Genomic DNA, 16,939 nt, shown 5'->3' with positions numbered 1-16,939 from the left:
GCTGCTGCTGCCCGGACTGATTAAACGGATTTTTCGCTTCCTGTTGCTGCAACTGCTGCTGTTGCATCATTTCGCCCTGACGGCACAGCGCATCCGGCTGCGTGGTCCAGACCGGCAGCGAACGCATACCGCCGCTGCAGACGAAGTTGCCGTTGCTGTCCACGCCCATATCAACCACGTCTTCCGGCACCGTCAGCACCAGCGGCGTTGGCGTCTGGTTCGCCAGATAGCGCTGGTAAATCGACATCGCTCCGCTGGCGCCGTACAGTTTGGTCGGCTGGTTATTGTCGCGACCCACCCAGGTGATGGTCACCTGACTACCGTCGATGCCGGCGAACCAGGTATCGACGTTATTGTTGGTGGTCCCGGTTTTCCCCGCCAGATGCAGGCCCGGATACTTCGCCCCCAGCTGACGCCCCGTACCGCGCTGCACCACCTGCTGCATAGTCCACAGCGTCATGTAGGCCGCCTGGGCAGGCACCGCGCGCTCCGCCTGCGGATAGCTCTGGTAGAGCACAGTGCCATCTTCGGCAATCACTGACCGCAGCGCGGAAAGCGGCGCACGGTTCCCACCGCTGGCGATGGTCTGGAAGGCCTGGGCCACTTCAATCGGCGTCAGGTTCAGCGCGCCAAGCAGCATCGACGGCACCGCGTTGAGCTGATTCTTCGGCGCCCCCAGTTTAGTCCAGGTATCGACTACCGCCGGCAAGCCCAGCGCCATCCCGAGGTTAACCGTCGGGACGTTCATCGAGCGAGTCAGGGCATCGACCAGCATCACCTGACCGCTGAAACGACGATCGTCGTTCTGCGGGGACCACGTCTGACCGTTGGACAGGCGAATCGTCACCGGCGCATCGGCGATCCAGGTATTCAGGCGATACTGATTCGGCTGGCTCAGCGCGGTCAGATAGGTCGCCGGCTTGGCCAGAGAACCAATCGATCGGCGGGCCTGCATCGCGCGGTTATAACCGGCGAACTGCGGCTCCGCGCCGCCGACCATCGCCCGCACTTCGCCGGTGAAGCGGTCAACCACCACCATGGCGGTTTCCAGGTCTGCCAGCTTACGCTGTTTCTTCAGAACCGGGATCCCTTCGGAGGCCGCTTTTTCCGCCGCATCCTGCGCCACCGAGTCGAAAGTGGTGAAGATCTTCACGCCGGAGAGATCTTTCACTTTATCGCCCAGCTTCGCCTGCAGTTCCTGACGAACCATCTGCATAAACGCCGGCTGCGGTGAAATCACCCCGCCGCGCGGCTGCACGCCCAGCGGACGTGCGCTGAGCATGTCGTACAGCTCCTGGTCGATAACCTGCTGCTGCTGCAGCAGACGCAGCACCAGATTGCGTCGTTCAAGGGCCAGTTTCGGGTTACGCCACGGGTTATAGACCGACGCCCCTTTCACCATCCCCACCAGCAGCGCCTGCTGGTCGAGGCTCAGCTCTTCCACCGGACGGCCGAAGTAATACAGGCTGGCCAGCGGGAAGCCGCGAATTTCGTTATCGCCGCTCTGGCCGAGGTACACCTCGTTCATATACAGCTCAAGGATGCGATCCTTGCTGTAGCGGGCGTCGACGATCAGCGCCATATACGCTTCGTTGGCTTTACGCCAGTAGGAGCGTTCGCTGGAGAGGAACAGGTTTTTCACCAGCTGTTGGGTCAGGGTACTCGCCCCCTGCACCGTTCGGCCTGCCGTCAGGTTCGCCAGCACCGCGCGGCCGATGGAGTAGAGACTGATCCCATCGTGCTCATAGAAGTGGCGGTCTTCGGTCGCCAGCAGGGTATCCACCAGCAGATCGGGGAAGCCGCTGCGCTTCACGAACAGGCGCTGCTCGCCGTTCGGCGACTGCAGCATGGTGATAAGACGCGGATCGAGGCGGAAGAAACCGAACTGGCGGTTGTTATCCATATTCTCGATGGTCTCAAGATGGTCGCCGTCGAAGGTAAGACGCGCGCGCACCTGCCCTTCCTTACTGTCCGGGAAATCGAACGGACGACGGATCATCTCGATGCTGTTAGCCTGCACGGTATATTCGCCGGGGCGCGTCATCGCGCTGACCTGGCGATACTGCGTGGCGTTGAGCAGACGCACCATCTCGTTTTTGCTGATCTGCATGTCCGGCTCAAGGTTGACCATCCGGCCATAGACCGCGGCCGGCAGCTCCCAGACTTTACCGTCAATGCGGCTGCGGATTTTCTGGTCGAGGTAGACGCCATAGGCGGCAATCAGCACCGCGAAGACAATCCCCAGCTTGACCAGCAGCCACAGCCAGCTGCGCTTCCGACGAGGCTTGCCACCTTTGCCTTTGGCTTTTCTCGGCACCGGTTTCTCATCCTCATAATCATCGTCATCATACTCGTCGTCGTAGTCCTCTTCCCGGACCCGGCGACGGGTGACTTTCTGTTTAGTCGGACGTGAGGGTCTTCCCTTACGTCCGATAGGCTCGCGGTCATCTCCCGCCATGCTTTTTCTCCGCAACGTTCAGGCGCAAAGGCCTGATTCTCAATACTTCCCCTGTTCAGAGGAAGAAGAAATCTCTCAAATTAACGTCCAGGCTGCTTATCCTTCGGACGACAACCTGCTGGCAGGCAGGACGCGCCGCCAGCCTTTCAGAGGGTTGGTTTGCTTCATGTTACATGATACTAACAATAAAAATTCACCATAAAATCATTGTGTTAAACGCATCATCGGCAGAATAAGTCAGAACATAGCACGTAATGTTCAGGGCATACAGGATAGCACTAAAATGCGACATTCTTAACCAGCATTTTACCTCCTGCGCACGTAACAAGATGGGAAAGAGTATGTTTTTTAATAACATAAAAAACGGCGCGCTTCCTGCCGGTCAACGCAGTGGCATCATCCGCAGATGAAAATATATTTTCCCAGCGCCAACGTTTATTATTGATAAAAGTAAAGTCGATTTAGCGCCTTTCCGTTGATAAAAATGAGAGCCTGTTAACATTTATGCAGAATAATATTTTATGATGACACCAGGTAAATATTTGTTAAACTAGCGGCCAGTGATTCATTATTTTGATTACTCTATGATGCGTATTCCGCTTATATTTCCGCTTTGCATGGTAGCCCTTCTCTCTGGCTGCCAACAAAAACCTGCCTCAACGCTCAGCTCGGCCATCAGCAGCCAGGCGCAGCTCGAGCAGCTCTCGTCCGTGGCGGCCGGGACGCGCTATCTCAAGAATAAATGTAATCGTAGCGATCTCCCCGCTGATGAAACGATATATCGGGCAGCGGTGAATGTCGGTAAAGTGCGCGGATGGGGAAATATTGACGTGGCGACGTTAAGCCAAAATAGCGACCGGCTTTACCAACAGCTATTACAGGACAGTACCCCGGAAGCCACACAGTGCAGTCAATTTAATCGTCAGCTCGCGCCATTTATTGCCAGCTTGCGCAGCGACTAAGCGAAATATCCTCAGCGCGCCGGTTATTGTGCGCGCTTTTATTCCTCTTTCGGCTCCTCGTCAATTTTTCCGCCCGGCCAGTCCTCCAGCGCCGCGAGGGTAAAGGTCGTGCCGTTGAAGCTGAAGATCGTCACATCCTGCTGGATCTGCTCCACCACCAGATTGGGCAGGGGTGAATCGCCCTCCGTCCACGCTTTGCCGTTTAATACAATGCTGCGCTTTTCCGGTCGCGAGGCGTAGACATGGGCGCTGTAGCGCAGAGGCGGCAGCGTATCGCTGTCCACTTCCGGCGCCGCGGGCGCGCTGGCTTTTGCCGCCGGCGGCGGCGTCTTTGGCGCGGCCTCTCCGGCAGCGGTTAACGGCAGAAGCGCCGCATGCGCCACCGGCAAGGGCAGCGTTTGCGGCGGTGCTGGGTGACGCCACTGCTCGCCGCCAAACCAGCCGAGCGCGATAAATAATCCGGCGTACAGCGGGATAATCCAGCCGGGGATCTGCACCATCCGTCCGCGGATCACCGGCGCATCATCCAGCGAGGACGGCGGCTGATGCGTCACCAGCGGCGGGATCCCTCTTTCACTGTCATCACGAACAATCACAACCGTCTCCTGTTCCCTCACCATAACGAGAAGGCGCCCTTACGGATGCCCCAGACTGCTGACAAAGTGCAATCTTCAGGAATTGCCCGGCGGCGCTACGCTTGCGCGGGCCTACAGATAACTGCATAACTGTTTGAAATTGCAATCTTTCGTAGGCCGGGTAAGGCGTAAGCCGCCACCCGACAGAAAGGCGAGCACAATAACGAAACAGGTTTGTCATCAGCCAGAGGCGCCCTTACGGGCGCCCCACGTTATGTTATTTACTGCTCACCGGCAGGCCAGCGCCCTGCGACTCGCCCTGCGGCAACTCGAGAACGGCAACCGACCAGGCCGGCAGCGTGACCGAACCGTCAGCGGCAACCTGCACGCCGCTCGCCAGCGACCGGTCGCCCGCCGCCTGCTGAATAGCGCTCAGCTGGAGCGATGTGCCGGCGAAGTCCTGCAGCGTCCGGCTTTCCGGCGCGGCGTTGATCGCCACCACGATGCCGTCGACACGGCTGTCCAGACTGGCGCCAGCCTGCATCCCGTCATCGATGGTCATCACCAGCAGACCCGTCTGCTGATCGGCGCCAGTATTGCGGAAGTCCACGCGCTTCATCACCGTCGCGCCGTCGCCGAGGGTAAACAGCGGAGACGATTTACGCAGCGCGGTCAGCTCCTGATAAAACGCGGTCATCTGCTTGAGCTCCGTTTCACCCGGAGTAGCCACCGCGTCTTTCACCCGGGCGATAATGTCATAATTGCTGCCATCATCGCTGCTGCGCGGCATACCGACGTTGTAGTTGTTGTCCTGCAGGGAGTAGTCCACGCGGTTAAACCAGTCGCCGGAATCATACGAATCGCGGGTAAAGGATTTAGAGCGCAGCAGCTCCGAGCCCTGCTGGTCAAAGGCGATCCCCTGGCCGAGCATCACCGTCGCCAGCGACACCGCCTGCATCCGGACGCGGGTATCGAGATCCGCCTCCTGAGCGGCTTTATAGCTGATCATGTCCCACAGCGTCTGGTTATCGTGTTTTGACACATAGTTCACGACTTCCGTCGGATCAGCCGCATAGCCGCCTGGCGCGCCGTTATAGTCAATCTCGCTGCCTCTCTTCACCGCGCCGTCTTTGTCGATCAGCACAAAGTCCGCAAGGTTACCGGCCATGCCGAGACGGGTCAGATCGGCGAGGTGACGCGCCTGATCGTCGGTCAGGGTGGTCAGCTCATTCGGCAGAACGCCGGCCCCGCTGCCCACGCCCTGGTTCTGGCGTAATGCGTCACCGGAGTCGAACGGCCCGCCGCCGCGCACGGCGTCGCGCAGACGATCGGAGAACGTGCCGATCCCGGTGCCTTTGAGATTGATTTGCGAGGCAATTTCAAAGCGATCGCTCTGGTTGGAATCCCAGCCTTCGCCAAAGAAGTAGATATCCGGGTTCAGCGCTTTAATGCGTTCCCAGGCCGAGAGGATCTGCGCTTTCGGGTGGTAGCCCATCAGGTCGAAGCGGAAGCCATCGATCTTATAATCGGTGGTCCATACCGCCAGTGAATCGGCGATAAGCTTGGCGAACATCCGGTGCTCTGGCGCCGAGTCGGAACAACAGGTAGCCGATTCCACGCTGCCGGTGGTTTCGTTCAGACGCTGGTAGTACCAGGGGACGATCTTATCCAGTACCGAGGTGCGATCGGTCGGGCCGGCGGCGTTGGTGTGGTTGTACACCACGTCCATAATGACGTTCATTCCCAGATCCTGCTTGATCGCCTGAATCATGGTGCGGAACTCTTTAATACGCGCCGTGCCTTCCGGATCGGTGGCGTAGGATCCTTCCGGTACCGTGTAGTGGAACGGATCGTAGCCCCAGTTATAGGAGTCGGTCTGCGCCACCAGCGTATTCAACGCCTGCACCTGCGGGTTATCCTTGCTGTCGTTCTGCTTCAGCTGGGTCAGCACCTCTTCGACCGTCGAACCGCTGTCGCAATAGCCCGCGAACTCGCTGCTCTTCACCGCGCTATTGACCTCGCACAGGCGGCTGAACGGCTGCTGAATATCGGCGACTTTGTCGCTGAACTCATTGACCGTCGCCAGATCGAAGACCGGCAGCAGCTCAATATGGGTCACGCCCGAGGCCGACAGCTGTTTCAGATGCTGGACCATATTGCTTTCCTGGGCGGTGAGCGCCAGATACTTACCGCGCAGCTCCGCAGGAACGGTTTGATCCCAGGCGGAGAGATCGCGAATATGCGATTCGTGGATCGTCATTTTCGCCAGGTCGGCTTTGGTTTTCTGCGCGTGCGGCATCGTCAGCCCGTCCCAGCCTTCCGGCTTCAGCGCGCTGTCGTTCAGATCGACCACCTGGCTGTACTCCGAGTTGGTCGACAAACTGTGGGCGTAGGGATCGGTCACTTCGTACTGCTCGACTTTACGCGACTGCGGGTGGTAGACCGTCATCGCGTAGCGGTAGAAGGCGCCCTTCAGGTCGCTTCCCCCCTGCCAGGACCAGGCGCCGGAGGCGCTGTCGCGGGTCATCGGGTGACTGGCTATCACTTTCTTGTCCGCGCTATAGATCACTAGCTCGACCTGCTGCGCCGTGGGCGCCCAGACGCGGAAGGTCACGCCGCTATCGGTTAGCTGGGCGCCATAGCTCAGCGCCTCGGCGGCGGCGGCATAGGTATCGTCCAGCACGCCGGCGGTCTGCACCTGGGTGGCTGAGCTCAGGATCCCATCGCTTTCCGCGGCTATCGCCACCGTCTCGCCCTGCAGCAATTCATCGACGTTAACATCATCCGGCAGTTTAAAGGCTGGATAGCTGGCGAGATGCGGGAAGCGCATGCTTACCTGCTGGTTGACGGTGGTGGGGGTCAGCTTGACATATTTATCGCTAAATTCGCCGTTACTGTCGGCGGCCACCTTACTGCTGTGGCTGTAATAGAGGCGCACAATGGGTTTATTTTCCCCACCCGGCCACAGCAGAGTAGTCTTATCGACCCAGTGCGCATCGGCCAGCGCCACGCCAAAGGCGGCGCGGAAGGCGTCGGCGCGGGAGTCATAGACCGCGCTGTTGCCGGCGATGACCGATACCGTCCGATCGGTGAAACCACTGAAAGAGACGCGCAGGTCGCTGTCGATAAGCTTATTGGTGCCATCGCGGACGATAACGTTGATGCATCCGCTCTCTTTAGTCAGCGGGATCACCCAGTAAGGGCCATATTTGTCGCTGCCGGTCGGCGTGGTGCTGACATCATTCCAGTCCGCCACCGGCGCGCTCAGCGCGTCACAGGTTTCGTTGTTCCATAAATAGAGGTTTTTCGTCGCATAGTCGGCCGGCGTGCTGCTGGTGATGCCGGCGATATCGACGAGATGAATGACAGCCTGCCTGGCGGAAGCCTGCACCGCTTCGCCTGGGACGGCAACGTCCGGTAAGCGGACGACGACATCCTGCGGGTCGGGCGTGCCGGGAGTGCCTGGGTTGCCAGGATTGCCTGGTGAACCCGGTGAGCCAGAGGTAGAAGAGGAAGAGCTGTTATCACAGCCACTCAATAATACTAACGATCCAAGAAATAGGGCATGACAGGTATATCTGAGCATTCGATAGTCCCTAATATGCTTATTAAATTATAAAAGGTAAGAAAGGATGAATATCTTTACAGCGCGCTAATTAGATATTTTTGCTTTCCCAGGCGCAATCATCCCCCACAAATGAGCGGGGGGCGTAGGAAGCCGGGGGAGTAAATCAATAAAGGGAATGACGACCCGAAACCGCAAACTGATTATGATTCGCCACGCTTATCGCCACTCTCCGGCAATAAATAATTCAAAAGCCAATAATCACCTACCTGTTTCGATAGGGTATTACGCCAACGTGCAGAAAAATAAATTAGCAAAGGAATTAAAATGCCAGTTTCTGTGATGAGGTTAACAAATATAAATAAAGGGATAATTAAATTATTACCACAAATTGTGACGCTCATCATATTAATAACCGCTATCCCACAGCTGGCGAAATTAACCTGGCGCGTGGTATTCCCTGTGAGTCCTGAGGATATTTCCGCCCTACCGTTAACCATGCCTCCGGCGGCAGATCCGGAATTAAAAAATGTGCGGCCCGCATTTACCCTGTTTGGCCTGGCGGTGAAAAATAGCCCCACGCCAACGGATGCTGCCAGTCTCAATCAGGTGCCGGTTTCCAGCCTGAAGCTACGCCTGGCCGGGCTACTCGCCAGCAGCAACCCGGCGCGCTCCATCGCTATTATCGAAAAGGGAAATCAGCAGGTTAGCCTTAGCACGGGCGATCCCCTCCCAGGGTATGATGCGCGGATCGCCGCCATTCTGCCTGACCGGATCATCGTCAACTATCAGGGGCGCAAAGAGGCCATTTTATTATTTAACGACAGCCGCGCGCCGTCGCCGCCGCCCACCGCCGTGGGCAACCCGCCCCTCGTGAAGCGACTCCGCGAACAGCCGCAAAATATCCTCACTTATTTATCTATTTCGCCGGTACTCAGCGGCGACAAACTGCTGGGTTATCGGCTGAACCCAGGCAAAGACGCCTCGCTGTTTCGCCAGTCCGGCCTGCAGGAAAATGATTTGGCGATTGCCTTAAATGGCATCGATTTACGCGACCAGGAGCAAGCGCAACAGGCGCTGCAGAATCTGGCCGACATGACCGAAATAACGCTAACCGTTGAGCGGGAAGGCCAACGACACGATATTGCTTTCGCGCTGGGGGATGAATAATTGCCAACCATGAAACGCCTGCGAAAAATGCTGCCTGCGCTGCTGATATTAACCCCGCTGCTATTTTCTCCGGCCGCCGCGGAGGAATTTTCCGCCAGTTTTAAAGGCACCGATATCCAGGAATTTATCAATACCGTCAGCAAAAACCTGAATAAAACGGTGATTATCGATCCCAGCGTACACGGCACTATCACCGTGCGCAGTTACGATATGCTCAATGAAGAACAATATTATCAATTCTTCCTCAGCGTGCTGGATGTATATGGCTTCGCCGTGATCAATATGAATAACGGCGTGCTAAAAGTGGTCCGCGCCAAAGACGCCAAGACCTCGGCCGTGCCGGTCGCCAGCGCGGCCGCACCGGGCGAAGGCGATGAAGTGGTCACCCGGGTGGTGCCCCTGACCAACGTCGCCGCCCGCGATCTCGCCCCGCTGCTCCGCCAGCTGAACGATAACGCTGGCGCCGGCAGCGTGGTCCATTATGAGCCCTCCAACGTACTGCTGATGACCGGCCGCGCGGCGGTTATCAAACGCCTGCTGACCATTGTCGAGCGCGTCGACAACGCCGGGGATCGCAGCGTGGTGACCGTGCCCCTCTCCTGGGCCTCCGCCGCGGAAGTGGTCAAACTGGTTACCGAGCTTAATAAAGATACCAGCAAGTCGGCGCTGCCGGGCTCGATGGTGGCGAACGTGGTGGCCGATGAGCGCACCAACGCGGTACTGGTGAGCGGCGAACCAAACTCGCGCCAGCGCATCATCGCCATGATCAAACAGCTCGACCGTCAGCAGGCGGTACAGGGTAACACCAAAGTGATCTACCTGAAGTACGCCAAAGCCGCCGATCTGGTGGAGGTTCTGACCGGGATCAGCAGCTCGCTGCAGAGCGACAAGCAAAGCGCCAGGCCAGTGGCCGCGATCGACAAAAATATTATTATCAAAGCCCACGGCCAGACCAACGCCCTGATCGTCACCGCGGCGCCGGACGTGATGAACGATCTTGAGCGGGTGATCGCCCAGCTCGATATCCGCCGCCCGCAGGTGCTGGTGGAGGCGATTATTGCCGAAGTGCAGGATGCCGATGGCCTTAATCTCGGTATCCAGTGGGCAAACAAGAACGCCGGCATGACGCAGTTCACCAACAGCGGTTTGCCGATATCGACGGCTATCGCCGGCGCCAACCAGTACAACAAAGACGGTACCATCAGCAGCTCGCTGGCCAGCGCCCTCGGCTCGTTTAACGGTATCGCCGCCGGCTTCTATCAGGGGAACTGGGCGATGCTGCTCACCGCCCTCTCCAGCAGTACCAAGAACGATATTCTGGCCACCCCCAGCATCGTCACCCTCGATAACATGCAAGCCACCTTTAACGTCGGCCAGGAAGTTCCGGTATTAACCGGCTCGCAAACCACCTCCGGCGACAACATCTTCAATACCGTCGAGCGCAAAACCGTCGGCATTAAACTGAAGGTGAAGCCGCAGATTAACGAAGGCGATGCGGTGCTGCTGGAGATTGAGCAGGAGGTATCGAGCGTTGCCGACTCGGCCTCCAGCACCAGCAGCGATCTCGGGGCGACCTTCAATACCCGGACGGTGAATAACGCCGTGCTGGTCGGCAGCGGCGAAACGGTGGTGGTTGGCGGGCTGCTGGATAAAACCGTCACCGATACCGCTGACAAAGTGCCGCTGCTCGGGGATATTCCGGTGATCGGCGCCCTGTTCCGCTCCGACAGCAAGAAAGTGTCGAAACGCAACCTGATGCTGTTTATCCGCCCGACCATCATTCGCGATCGCGATGAGTACCGCCAGGCTTCTTCCGGCCAGTACACCGCATTCAACAATGCGCAAACTAAACAGCGGGGTAAAGAAAGCAGCGAAGCGTCGCTCAGCAACGACCTGCTGCACATCTATCCGCAGCAGGAGACCCAGGCCTTCCGCCAGGTCAGCGCCGCCATTGACGCCTTCAATCTCGGAGGCCGCCCATGACGCCAGCCGCCGAACGCCGTCCGCTGTTGCCCTTCGCCTGGGCCCGCGCGCACCATCTTGTGCTGCTCAGCGACGGCGAATGCTGCGAAGCGCTGTGCCGCCCCGATACCGCCGCCCGGGCGCTGCTGGAAGCGCGCCGCCTGGCGGACGGCCCGATGCGCGTCAGCCGTCTGGCGCCGGACGCGTTCGAGAAAGTGCTGGTGCTCAGCTATCAGCGTGATTCGGCGGAGGCGCACCGCATGATGGCCGACATCGGCAACGAGCTCGACCTCTATACCCTCGCCGAAGAGCTGCCGGACACCGACGATCTGCTCGACAGCGAGGACGACGCGCCGATCATCCGCCTGATCAACGCCATGCTCACCGAGGCCATCAAAGAGAAAGCCTCGGATATTCATATCGAAACCTACGAGCGCCATCTGCAGATCCGCTTTCGCGTCGACGGCGTGCTGCGGGAAATTCTGCGCCCGCAGCGGCGGCTGGCCGCCCTGTTAATTTCCCGCATCAAGGTGATGGCCAGCCTGGACATTGCCGAAAAGCGGGTCCCTCAGGATGGCCGCATGGCGCTGCGCATCGGCGGGCGAGCAATCGACGTGCGCGTCTCCACCCTGCCCTCCAGCCACGGCGAACGCGTCGTCCTGCGTCTGCTGGACAAAAACAGCGTCAACCTGGATCTGCTGACGCTGGGCATGCCGCCCGCCCTGCTCGATCGGGTCGATGCGCTGATCGCCCGCCCGCACGGCATCATCCTGGTCACCGGTCCGACCGGCTCCGGGAAAAGCACGACGCTCTACGCCGCCCTCAGCCGCCTCGACGCCCGGGAGCGCAACATCATGACCATTGAAGATCCGGTGGAGTATGAGCTGGAGGGCATAGGCCAGACCCAGGTCAACGCCAAAGTCGAGATGACCTTCGCCCGCGGCCTGCGCGCCATCCTGCGCCAGGATCCGGACGTAGTGCTGGTGGGCGAAATCCGCGATGGCGAAACCGCCCAGATCGCCGTTCAGGCCTCGCTGACCGGGCACCTGGTGCTGTCGACCCTGCACACCAACAGCGCGCTGGGCGCCATTTCCCGTCTACAGGATATGGGCGTGGAGCCTTTTTTACTCTCCACCTCGCTGCTGGCGGTGATGTCGCAGCGGCTGGTGCGCCAACTGTGCCCGCACTGCCGTCAGCCCTGGCAGGCGGATGCCAACACCGCCCGGCAGATGGCGGTCCCGGTCGGCGCGCGGCTGTGGCAGCCCAAAGGCTGTCCGGAGTGTAATTTCATCGGCTATCGCGGACGCACCGGTATTCATGAACTGCTGCTGGTTGACGACCGCGTCCGCGCCGCCATCCACCGCGGCGAGAATGAGATCACCCTGATCCAGCAGCTGGGGCCAGCCTGGCAAACCCTGCGCCATGCCGGACGCGACAAAGCGCTGGCGGGGATCACCAGCTGGGAAGAGGTGATGCGGGTCACCGAACAGCAAACGACGGAAAGCGTCTGAGATGGCCCTGTTTCGCTATCAGGCGCTGGACGCGCAGGGCAAAACCCGCCGCGGCGTTCAGCAGGCCGACTCCGCCCGCCACGCCCGCCAGCTGCTGCGGGACAAGGGCTTGCTGGCGCTGGAAGTGACAACTGCCGACCCGGCGCGGCGACTGTGGGCCGGCGGATCCCTTACCCGGCGTACCAGCGCCGGTGATTTAGCCCTGCTCACCCGCCAGCTGGCGACTCTGGTTGCCGCCGGGATCCCGCTGGAAAAGGCGCTCGATGCCGTCGCCCAGCAGTGCGAAAAGCCGTCGCTAAGAACGTTAATGGCCGGGGTGCGCAGCAAAGTGCTCGAAGGCCACTCGCTGGCGGAGGCGATGCGCGGCTATCCCGCCTGCTTCGACGGGCTGTTCTGCGCCATGGTGGCGGCCGGCGAAACCTCCGGCCATCTCGACGGCGTACTGAACCGGCTTGCTGACTATACCGAGCAGCGCCAGCAGCTCCGCGCCCGCCTGCTGCAGGCGATGATCTACCCCATCGTACTGACGCTGGTCGCTATCAGCGTGATCGCCATTCTGCTCTCCACCGTGGTGCCGAAAGTCGTTGAGCAGTTTGTCCATCTTAAACAGGCCCTGCCCTTCTCTACCCGGCTGCTAATGAGCCTGAGCGACATCGTGCGCAGCGCGGGCCCCTGGCTGGCGCTGCTGTCGTTACTGGCGCTGCTGGCGCTGCGCTATCTGCTGCGCCAGCCCGCCCGGCGGCTCGCCTGGGACCGGGCGCTGCTGCGCCTGCCGGTCATCGGCCGCGTGGCCCGCAGCGTCAACAGCGCGCGCTACGCCCGCACCTTAAGCATTCTCAATGCCAGCGCGGTGCCGCTGCTGCTGTCGATGCGCATCAGCGCCGACGTCCTCAGCAACGCCTGGGCGCGCAGCCAGCTGGCGGCGGCCAGCGAATCGGTACGCGAAGGCGTCAGTCTGCATCGGGCGCTGGAATCCACCGCCCTGTTTCCGCCGATGATGCGCTACATGATCGCCAGCGGCGAGCAGAGCGGAGAACTGACCGCCATGCTGGAGCGCGCGGCGGAGAACCAGGACCGGGAGCTGAGCGCGCAGATCCAGATGGCCCTCAGCCTGTTTGAGCCTCTGCTGNTGGTCACCATGGCCGGCATGGTGCTGTTTATCGTGCTGGCCATCCTGCAGCCGATCCTGCAACTGAACACCCTTATGAGTATGTAACTGTATTAATGGAGAAAACTATGCAACGGCAACGCGGTTTCACGTTACTGGAAATTATGGTGGTGATCGTCATTCTCGGCATTCTCGCCAGCCTGGTGGTGCCTAACCTGATGGGCAACAAGGAGAAAGCGGACCGCCAGAAGGTGGTCAGCGATCTGGTGGCGCTCGAGGGAGCGCTGGACATGTATAAACTCGACAACAGCCGCTACCCCAACACCGAACAGGGACTGCAGGCGCTGGTGACCGCTCCGGCCGCCGAGCCGCACGCCCGCAACTACCCGGAAGGCGGCTATATCCGCCGTCTGCCGCAGGACCCGTGGGGGAATGAGTATCAGCTGTTAAGCCCGGGTCAGCATGGCGCCATCGACGTCTTCAGCGTCGGCCCGGACGGGATGCCCGACACCAATGACGATATCGGCAACTGGACCCTCGGGAAGAAATAGTGTCTCAGCGCGGTTTCACCCTCCTGGAGATGATGCTGGTCCTGCTGCTGATCGGCGTCAGCGCCAGCATGGTGCTGCTGGCGTTTCCCTCCGCCCGCCCCCAGGAGGCCACACAGATCCTGGCGCGCTTTCAGGCGCAACTGGATTTTGTCCGCGAGCGCGGGCAGCAAACCGGTCAGCTCTTCGGCATTATCATCCACCCTGAGCGCTGGCAGTTTATGCGCCTGCAGCCTGCCGACGATAGCGCCCCGGCGGCGGCTGACGACCGGTGGGGCAACGCGCAGTGGCTGCCGCTGCAGGCCGGACGCGTCACTACGGCGGAAACCCTCCCGCGGGCCAGGCTGACGCTGCGCTTTCCCGACGGCCAGGCGTGGACGCCGGGCGAGCAGCCCGACGTGCTTATTTTTCCCGGCGGTGAAGTCACGCCGTTTCAGCTGCGGATTGACGCCGCGACGGGCATCAACGTCGACGCCCAGGGCGACAGCCAGCCGCTGGCGGCGCGGGAGCAGCCATGAAGCGTGAAGCCGGAATGACGCTTATCGAAGTGATGGTCGCGCTGGTGATTTTCGCCCTCGCTGGCCTGGCGGTGATGCAGTCCACCCTGCAGCAGACGCGCCAGCTCGGGCGTATGGAAGAGAAAATCCTCGCCAGCTGGCTGGCGGATAACCAGCTGGTGCAGCTGCGGCTGGAGAAACGCTGGCCTGCCCTCAGCTGGTCTGAAACCACCGTGGAGGCCGCCGGGACGCGCTGGTTTGTCCGCTGGCAGGGAGTGGAAACCGCGCTGCCGCAGCTGCGGGCGCTGGACGTGGAGGTCCGGCGGCAAAAAAGCGATCCCGCGCCGCTGGCCACCCTGCGCACCTGGGTGACGCCGCCATGATAACCAGGATGCGCGGTTTCACCCTGATTGAAACGCTGCTGGCGCTGGCTATTCTCGCCGTCCTCAGCGCCGCCGCCGTGATGGTGCTGCAGAACGTCATCCGCGCCGATGGCCTGACCCGCGAGAAAAGCCAGCAGATCGCGGCCCTCCAGCGCGCCTTTCGCCAGATCGCCGACGATGTCACCCACATCATTCCCCGTCGCGCCAGAAACAGCGACACGTTTTTCTTCGCCGGACGTTTCCAGTTGCAGAGCGACGACTGGGGACTGGCCTTCAGCCGCAGCGGCTGGCCAAACCCGCTGGGGATCCTCCCGCGATCGGAGATCCAGAACGTCAGCTACCGTCTGCGCCAGCAGCAGCTTGAGCGTCTGAGCTTCGATCAGCAGGATCCGCTGACCGGCAGCCAGCCGACGGTCCGGGTGCTGCTGCGCGAGGTAACCGCGTTTCGCCTGCGGTTTTACGCCGACGGGCGCTGGCAGGAAACCTGGGACCGCCCGCAGAGGCTGCCGCAGGGGCTGGAGATCACCCTGACGCTGGCGAACAGCGGGGAGATAACCCGCCTGTTTTTACTCACCCCGGGAGGCGGCCAGTGATAAATCGGCAACGCGGCGTCGCGCTCCTGATGGTGCTGTTCATCCTCGCCCTGATGATGATCCTCGCCAGCGCCATGACCGAGCGCACCGCGGTCATGTATCAGCATACCGCCGTGACCCTCGATAATTTGCAGGCCAGATGGTACGCCCTGGCGGCGGAAAACATGGCCGCCGCGCTGCTGCAACGCGATGCGCTGGACTCGCCCAGTCAAACGAATCTGGCGCAAACCTGGGCGCAGGAGGGGCGCCGTTTTACCCTCGACGATGGCGAAATCCGCGCCACGATCCGCGACGGGCACGCCTGCTTCAACCTCAATGCTATTGACCATCGCGCGGATGAGGCTGGCGACGGAACGCCCTACCCGACCGACGTCTTCGTTCGGCTGCTGGCGCTGCTCGGCGAGCCGCCGCTGCGCGCCAGCCAGATCGCCGCCGCCCTTGGCGACTGGACGGACAGCGACGGCCAGCCGCGGCTGAACGGGGCGGAGGACGAGGTCTATATGGCGCAAACCCCGGGCTATCTCGCCGCCAACCAGCCGATGCAGGATGTCAGCGAGTTGCGCCTGCTGGCCGGGATGGACGCCGCGCTCTATCAGCGCCTGCTCCCCTTCGTCTGCGTCCAGCCGGATGACGCGCTGCAGGTCAATGTCAACACCCTGCGCCCCTCCCAGGCCGCCCTGCTGGTGGCCCTCTTTCCCGGCGATCTGACGCTGCAGGAGGCGCAACAGCTGCTGCACAACCGCCCGCGAACCGGGTGGAGCAGCGTCGCCGCCTTTCTCGCGCAGCCGACGCTGCAGAAAACCGATACCACGCTTGCCCGTCCCTGGCTGACGGTGCACAGCGCACGCTTTATCGCCGCTTTTACCGTGGTGACCGGCAATCTCCGCTTTCAGCTGCACAGCGTCCTGCAACAATCGGGGCGCACGTTTACCGTCGTCCAGCGGCGATATGGACTCTCTATGGTGGTCGATGAACAAGATTAATGCTTCTCCCCAGGCCATGCTGATCGTGCGCCTCGCCGCCGCGCAGGCGCCGCTGCACTGGCAACTCTTCGCCCCCGGCGAGCCGCACCACGAGGCCAGCGGCCGGTGGCCGACTGACGACGCCAGCCCTTTCCCGGCGCTGGCTGAGCAATACCCGGCCTGGGTGCTGATCCCGGCCAGCGACTGCGCGTTTCACTCGCTCACCCTACCGGCGGGCCTGCGTAAACCGCCGCTGCAGGTCGCCCCGTTTCTGCTGGAAGAGCAGCTGGCAGACGATGTGGAAGCCACCCATTTTGCCCTGCTCCACCGCCAGCAGGCCCAGTGCGAGATCGTCGCCGTACAGCGGCAAAAAATGCGCGACTGGCTGGCGCGCTGCGAATCGCTCTCCTTACGGCCCCTGGCGTTGACGCCCGACGTGCTGGCCCTGCCCTGGCAACCGCCGGCGTGGAGCGCGGTGCAGGTGGACGAGCAGTGGCTGATCCGCCACCAGCCGTGGGGCGGCATGGCGGCGGAAAACGTCTGGCTGACGGAGCTGCTGCAGAGCGAGGCGGAAGAGCACGTCATCGACAGCTATTCGCCGCCGCCCGCGGCGCCGGGAGCGTGGCGCGCGCAGCCTGCGCAGAC

General features: G+C 61.1%; 15 protein-coding genes and 1 pseudogene. 13 read left to right on the top strand and 3 right to left on the bottom strand.

The window, feature by feature from the left end:
* The coding region (gene mrcB / locus VZP09_RS00880; protein WP_328794838.1) for a bifunctional glycosyl transferase/transpeptidase at positions 1 to 2,458 on the bottom strand (2,458 nt) is incomplete at its 3' end.
* A 390-nt stretch (positions 2,459 to 2,848) separates the two neighbouring features.
* Between mrcB and VZP09_RS00875 the strand changes: the two are divergent.
* Positions 2,849 to 2,920: pseudogene (locus tag VZP09_RS00875) on the top strand (hypothetical protein); the annotation flags it as partial.
* Between the two features lie 125 nt (positions 2,921 to 3,045).
* Positions 3,046 to 3,420, top strand: a complete 375-nt coding sequence (gene gspS, locus VZP09_RS00870; RefSeq protein WP_032423957.1) for a type II secretion system pilot lipoprotein GspS — start codon at positions 3,046 to 3,048, stop codon at positions 3,418 to 3,420.
* 38 nt (positions 3,421 to 3,458) lie between these two features.
* On the opposite strand, the gene gspB is transcribed toward gspS, so the two are convergent.
* Both gspB and pulA read right to left on the bottom strand, forming a co-directional pair.
* Positions 3,459 to 4,016: a type II secretion system assembly factor GspB gene (gspB, locus tag VZP09_RS00865; RefSeq protein WP_021313451.1), complete on the bottom strand. Its 558-nt coding sequence runs from the start codon at positions 4,014 to 4,016 to the stop codon at positions 3,459 to 3,461.
* A gap of 256 nt (positions 4,017 to 4,272) precedes the next feature.
* Complete coding sequence (pulA, locus tag VZP09_RS00860) at positions 4,273 to 7,581, bottom strand: pullulanase-type alpha-1,6-glucosidase (RefSeq protein ID WP_040225247.1); 3,309 nt, start codon at positions 7,579 to 7,581, stop codon at positions 4,273 to 4,275.
* A 184-nt stretch (positions 7,582 to 7,765) separates the two neighbouring features.
* Between pulA and VZP09_RS00855 the strand changes: the two genes are divergently transcribed.
* The 11 genes from VZP09_RS00855 to gspL form a co-directional block, all read left to right on the top strand.
* A complete protein-coding gene (locus VZP09_RS00855) occupies positions 7,766 to 7,903 on the top strand; it encodes a hypothetical protein (RefSeq protein ID WP_032423959.1) in 138 nt (45 codons plus the stop codon).
* Positions 7,888 to 8,730, top strand: a complete 843-nt coding sequence (gene gspC / locus VZP09_RS00850) for a type II secretion system protein GspC (RefSeq protein ID WP_328794837.1) — start codon at positions 7,888 to 7,890, stop codon at positions 8,728 to 8,730. Before VZP09_RS00855 ends, gspC begins: the two co-directional genes overlap by 16 nt.
* Positions 8,731 to 8,739: 9 nt before the next feature.
* Entirely contained in the window at positions 8,740 to 10,713 is a 1,974-nt protein-coding gene (pulD, locus tag VZP09_RS00845) for a GspD family T2SS secretin variant PulD (protein WP_021313448.1), read from the top strand.
* Entirely contained in the window at positions 10,710 to 12,203 is a 1,494-nt protein-coding gene (gene gspE, locus VZP09_RS00840; RefSeq protein ID WP_021313447.1) for a type II secretion system ATPase GspE, read from the top strand. Before pulD ends, gspE begins: the two co-directional genes overlap by 4 nt.
* A gap of 1 nt (position 12,204) precedes the next feature.
* Positions 12,205 to 13,419 (top strand): type II secretion system inner membrane protein GspF, encoded by a 1,215-nt coding sequence (gene gspF, locus VZP09_RS00835; RefSeq protein ID WP_328794836.1) that lies wholly within the window; start codon positions 12,205 to 12,207, stop codon positions 13,417 to 13,419.
* Between the two features lie 20 nt (positions 13,420 to 13,439).
* Positions 13,440 to 13,862 carry a type II secretion system major pseudopilin GspG gene (gspG, locus tag VZP09_RS00830; RefSeq protein WP_002889054.1) on the top strand — a complete coding sequence of 141 codons (423 nt, stop codon included), beginning with the start codon at positions 13,440 to 13,442 and terminating at the stop codon, positions 13,860 to 13,862.
* On the top strand, positions 13,862 to 14,377 hold the full coding sequence (gene gspH, locus VZP09_RS00825) for a type II secretion system minor pseudopilin GspH (protein ID WP_021313445.1): 516 nt from the start codon (positions 13,862 to 13,864) through the stop codon (positions 14,375 to 14,377). Before gspG ends, gspH begins: the two co-directional genes overlap by 1 nt.
* Entirely contained in the window at positions 14,374 to 14,739 is a 366-nt protein-coding gene (gene gspI / locus VZP09_RS00820; RefSeq protein ID WP_002889025.1) for a type II secretion system minor pseudopilin GspI, read from the top strand. The genes gspH and gspI overlap by 4 nt, the downstream gene beginning before the upstream one ends.
* A complete protein-coding gene (gene gspJ, locus VZP09_RS00815; RefSeq protein ID WP_012737414.1) occupies positions 14,736 to 15,332 on the top strand; it encodes a type II secretion system minor pseudopilin GspJ in 597 nt (198 codons plus the stop codon). The genes gspI and gspJ overlap by 4 nt, the downstream gene beginning before the upstream one ends.
* Positions 15,329 to 16,315 (top strand): type II secretion system minor pseudopilin GspK, encoded by a 987-nt coding sequence (gene gspK, locus VZP09_RS00810; RefSeq protein WP_004178610.1) that lies wholly within the window; start codon positions 15,329 to 15,331, stop codon positions 16,313 to 16,315. The genes gspJ and gspK overlap by 4 nt, the downstream gene beginning before the upstream one ends.
* The coding region (gene gspL / locus VZP09_RS00805; protein WP_328794835.1) for a type II secretion system protein GspL at positions 16,302 to 16,939 on the top strand (638 nt) is incomplete at its 3' end. The genes gspK and gspL, both read left to right, overlap by 14 nt.

It is taken from the genome of Klebsiella sp. EMBS2024 (assembly GCF_036233805.1).
In the GTDB taxonomy this organism is placed as follows: Bacteria; Pseudomonadota; Gammaproteobacteria; order Enterobacterales; family Enterobacteriaceae; genus Klebsiella; species Klebsiella pneumoniae.
The sequence above is the reverse complement of the archived record's forward strand: the minus strand, read 5'-3'. Positions and strand labels throughout refer to the sequence as shown.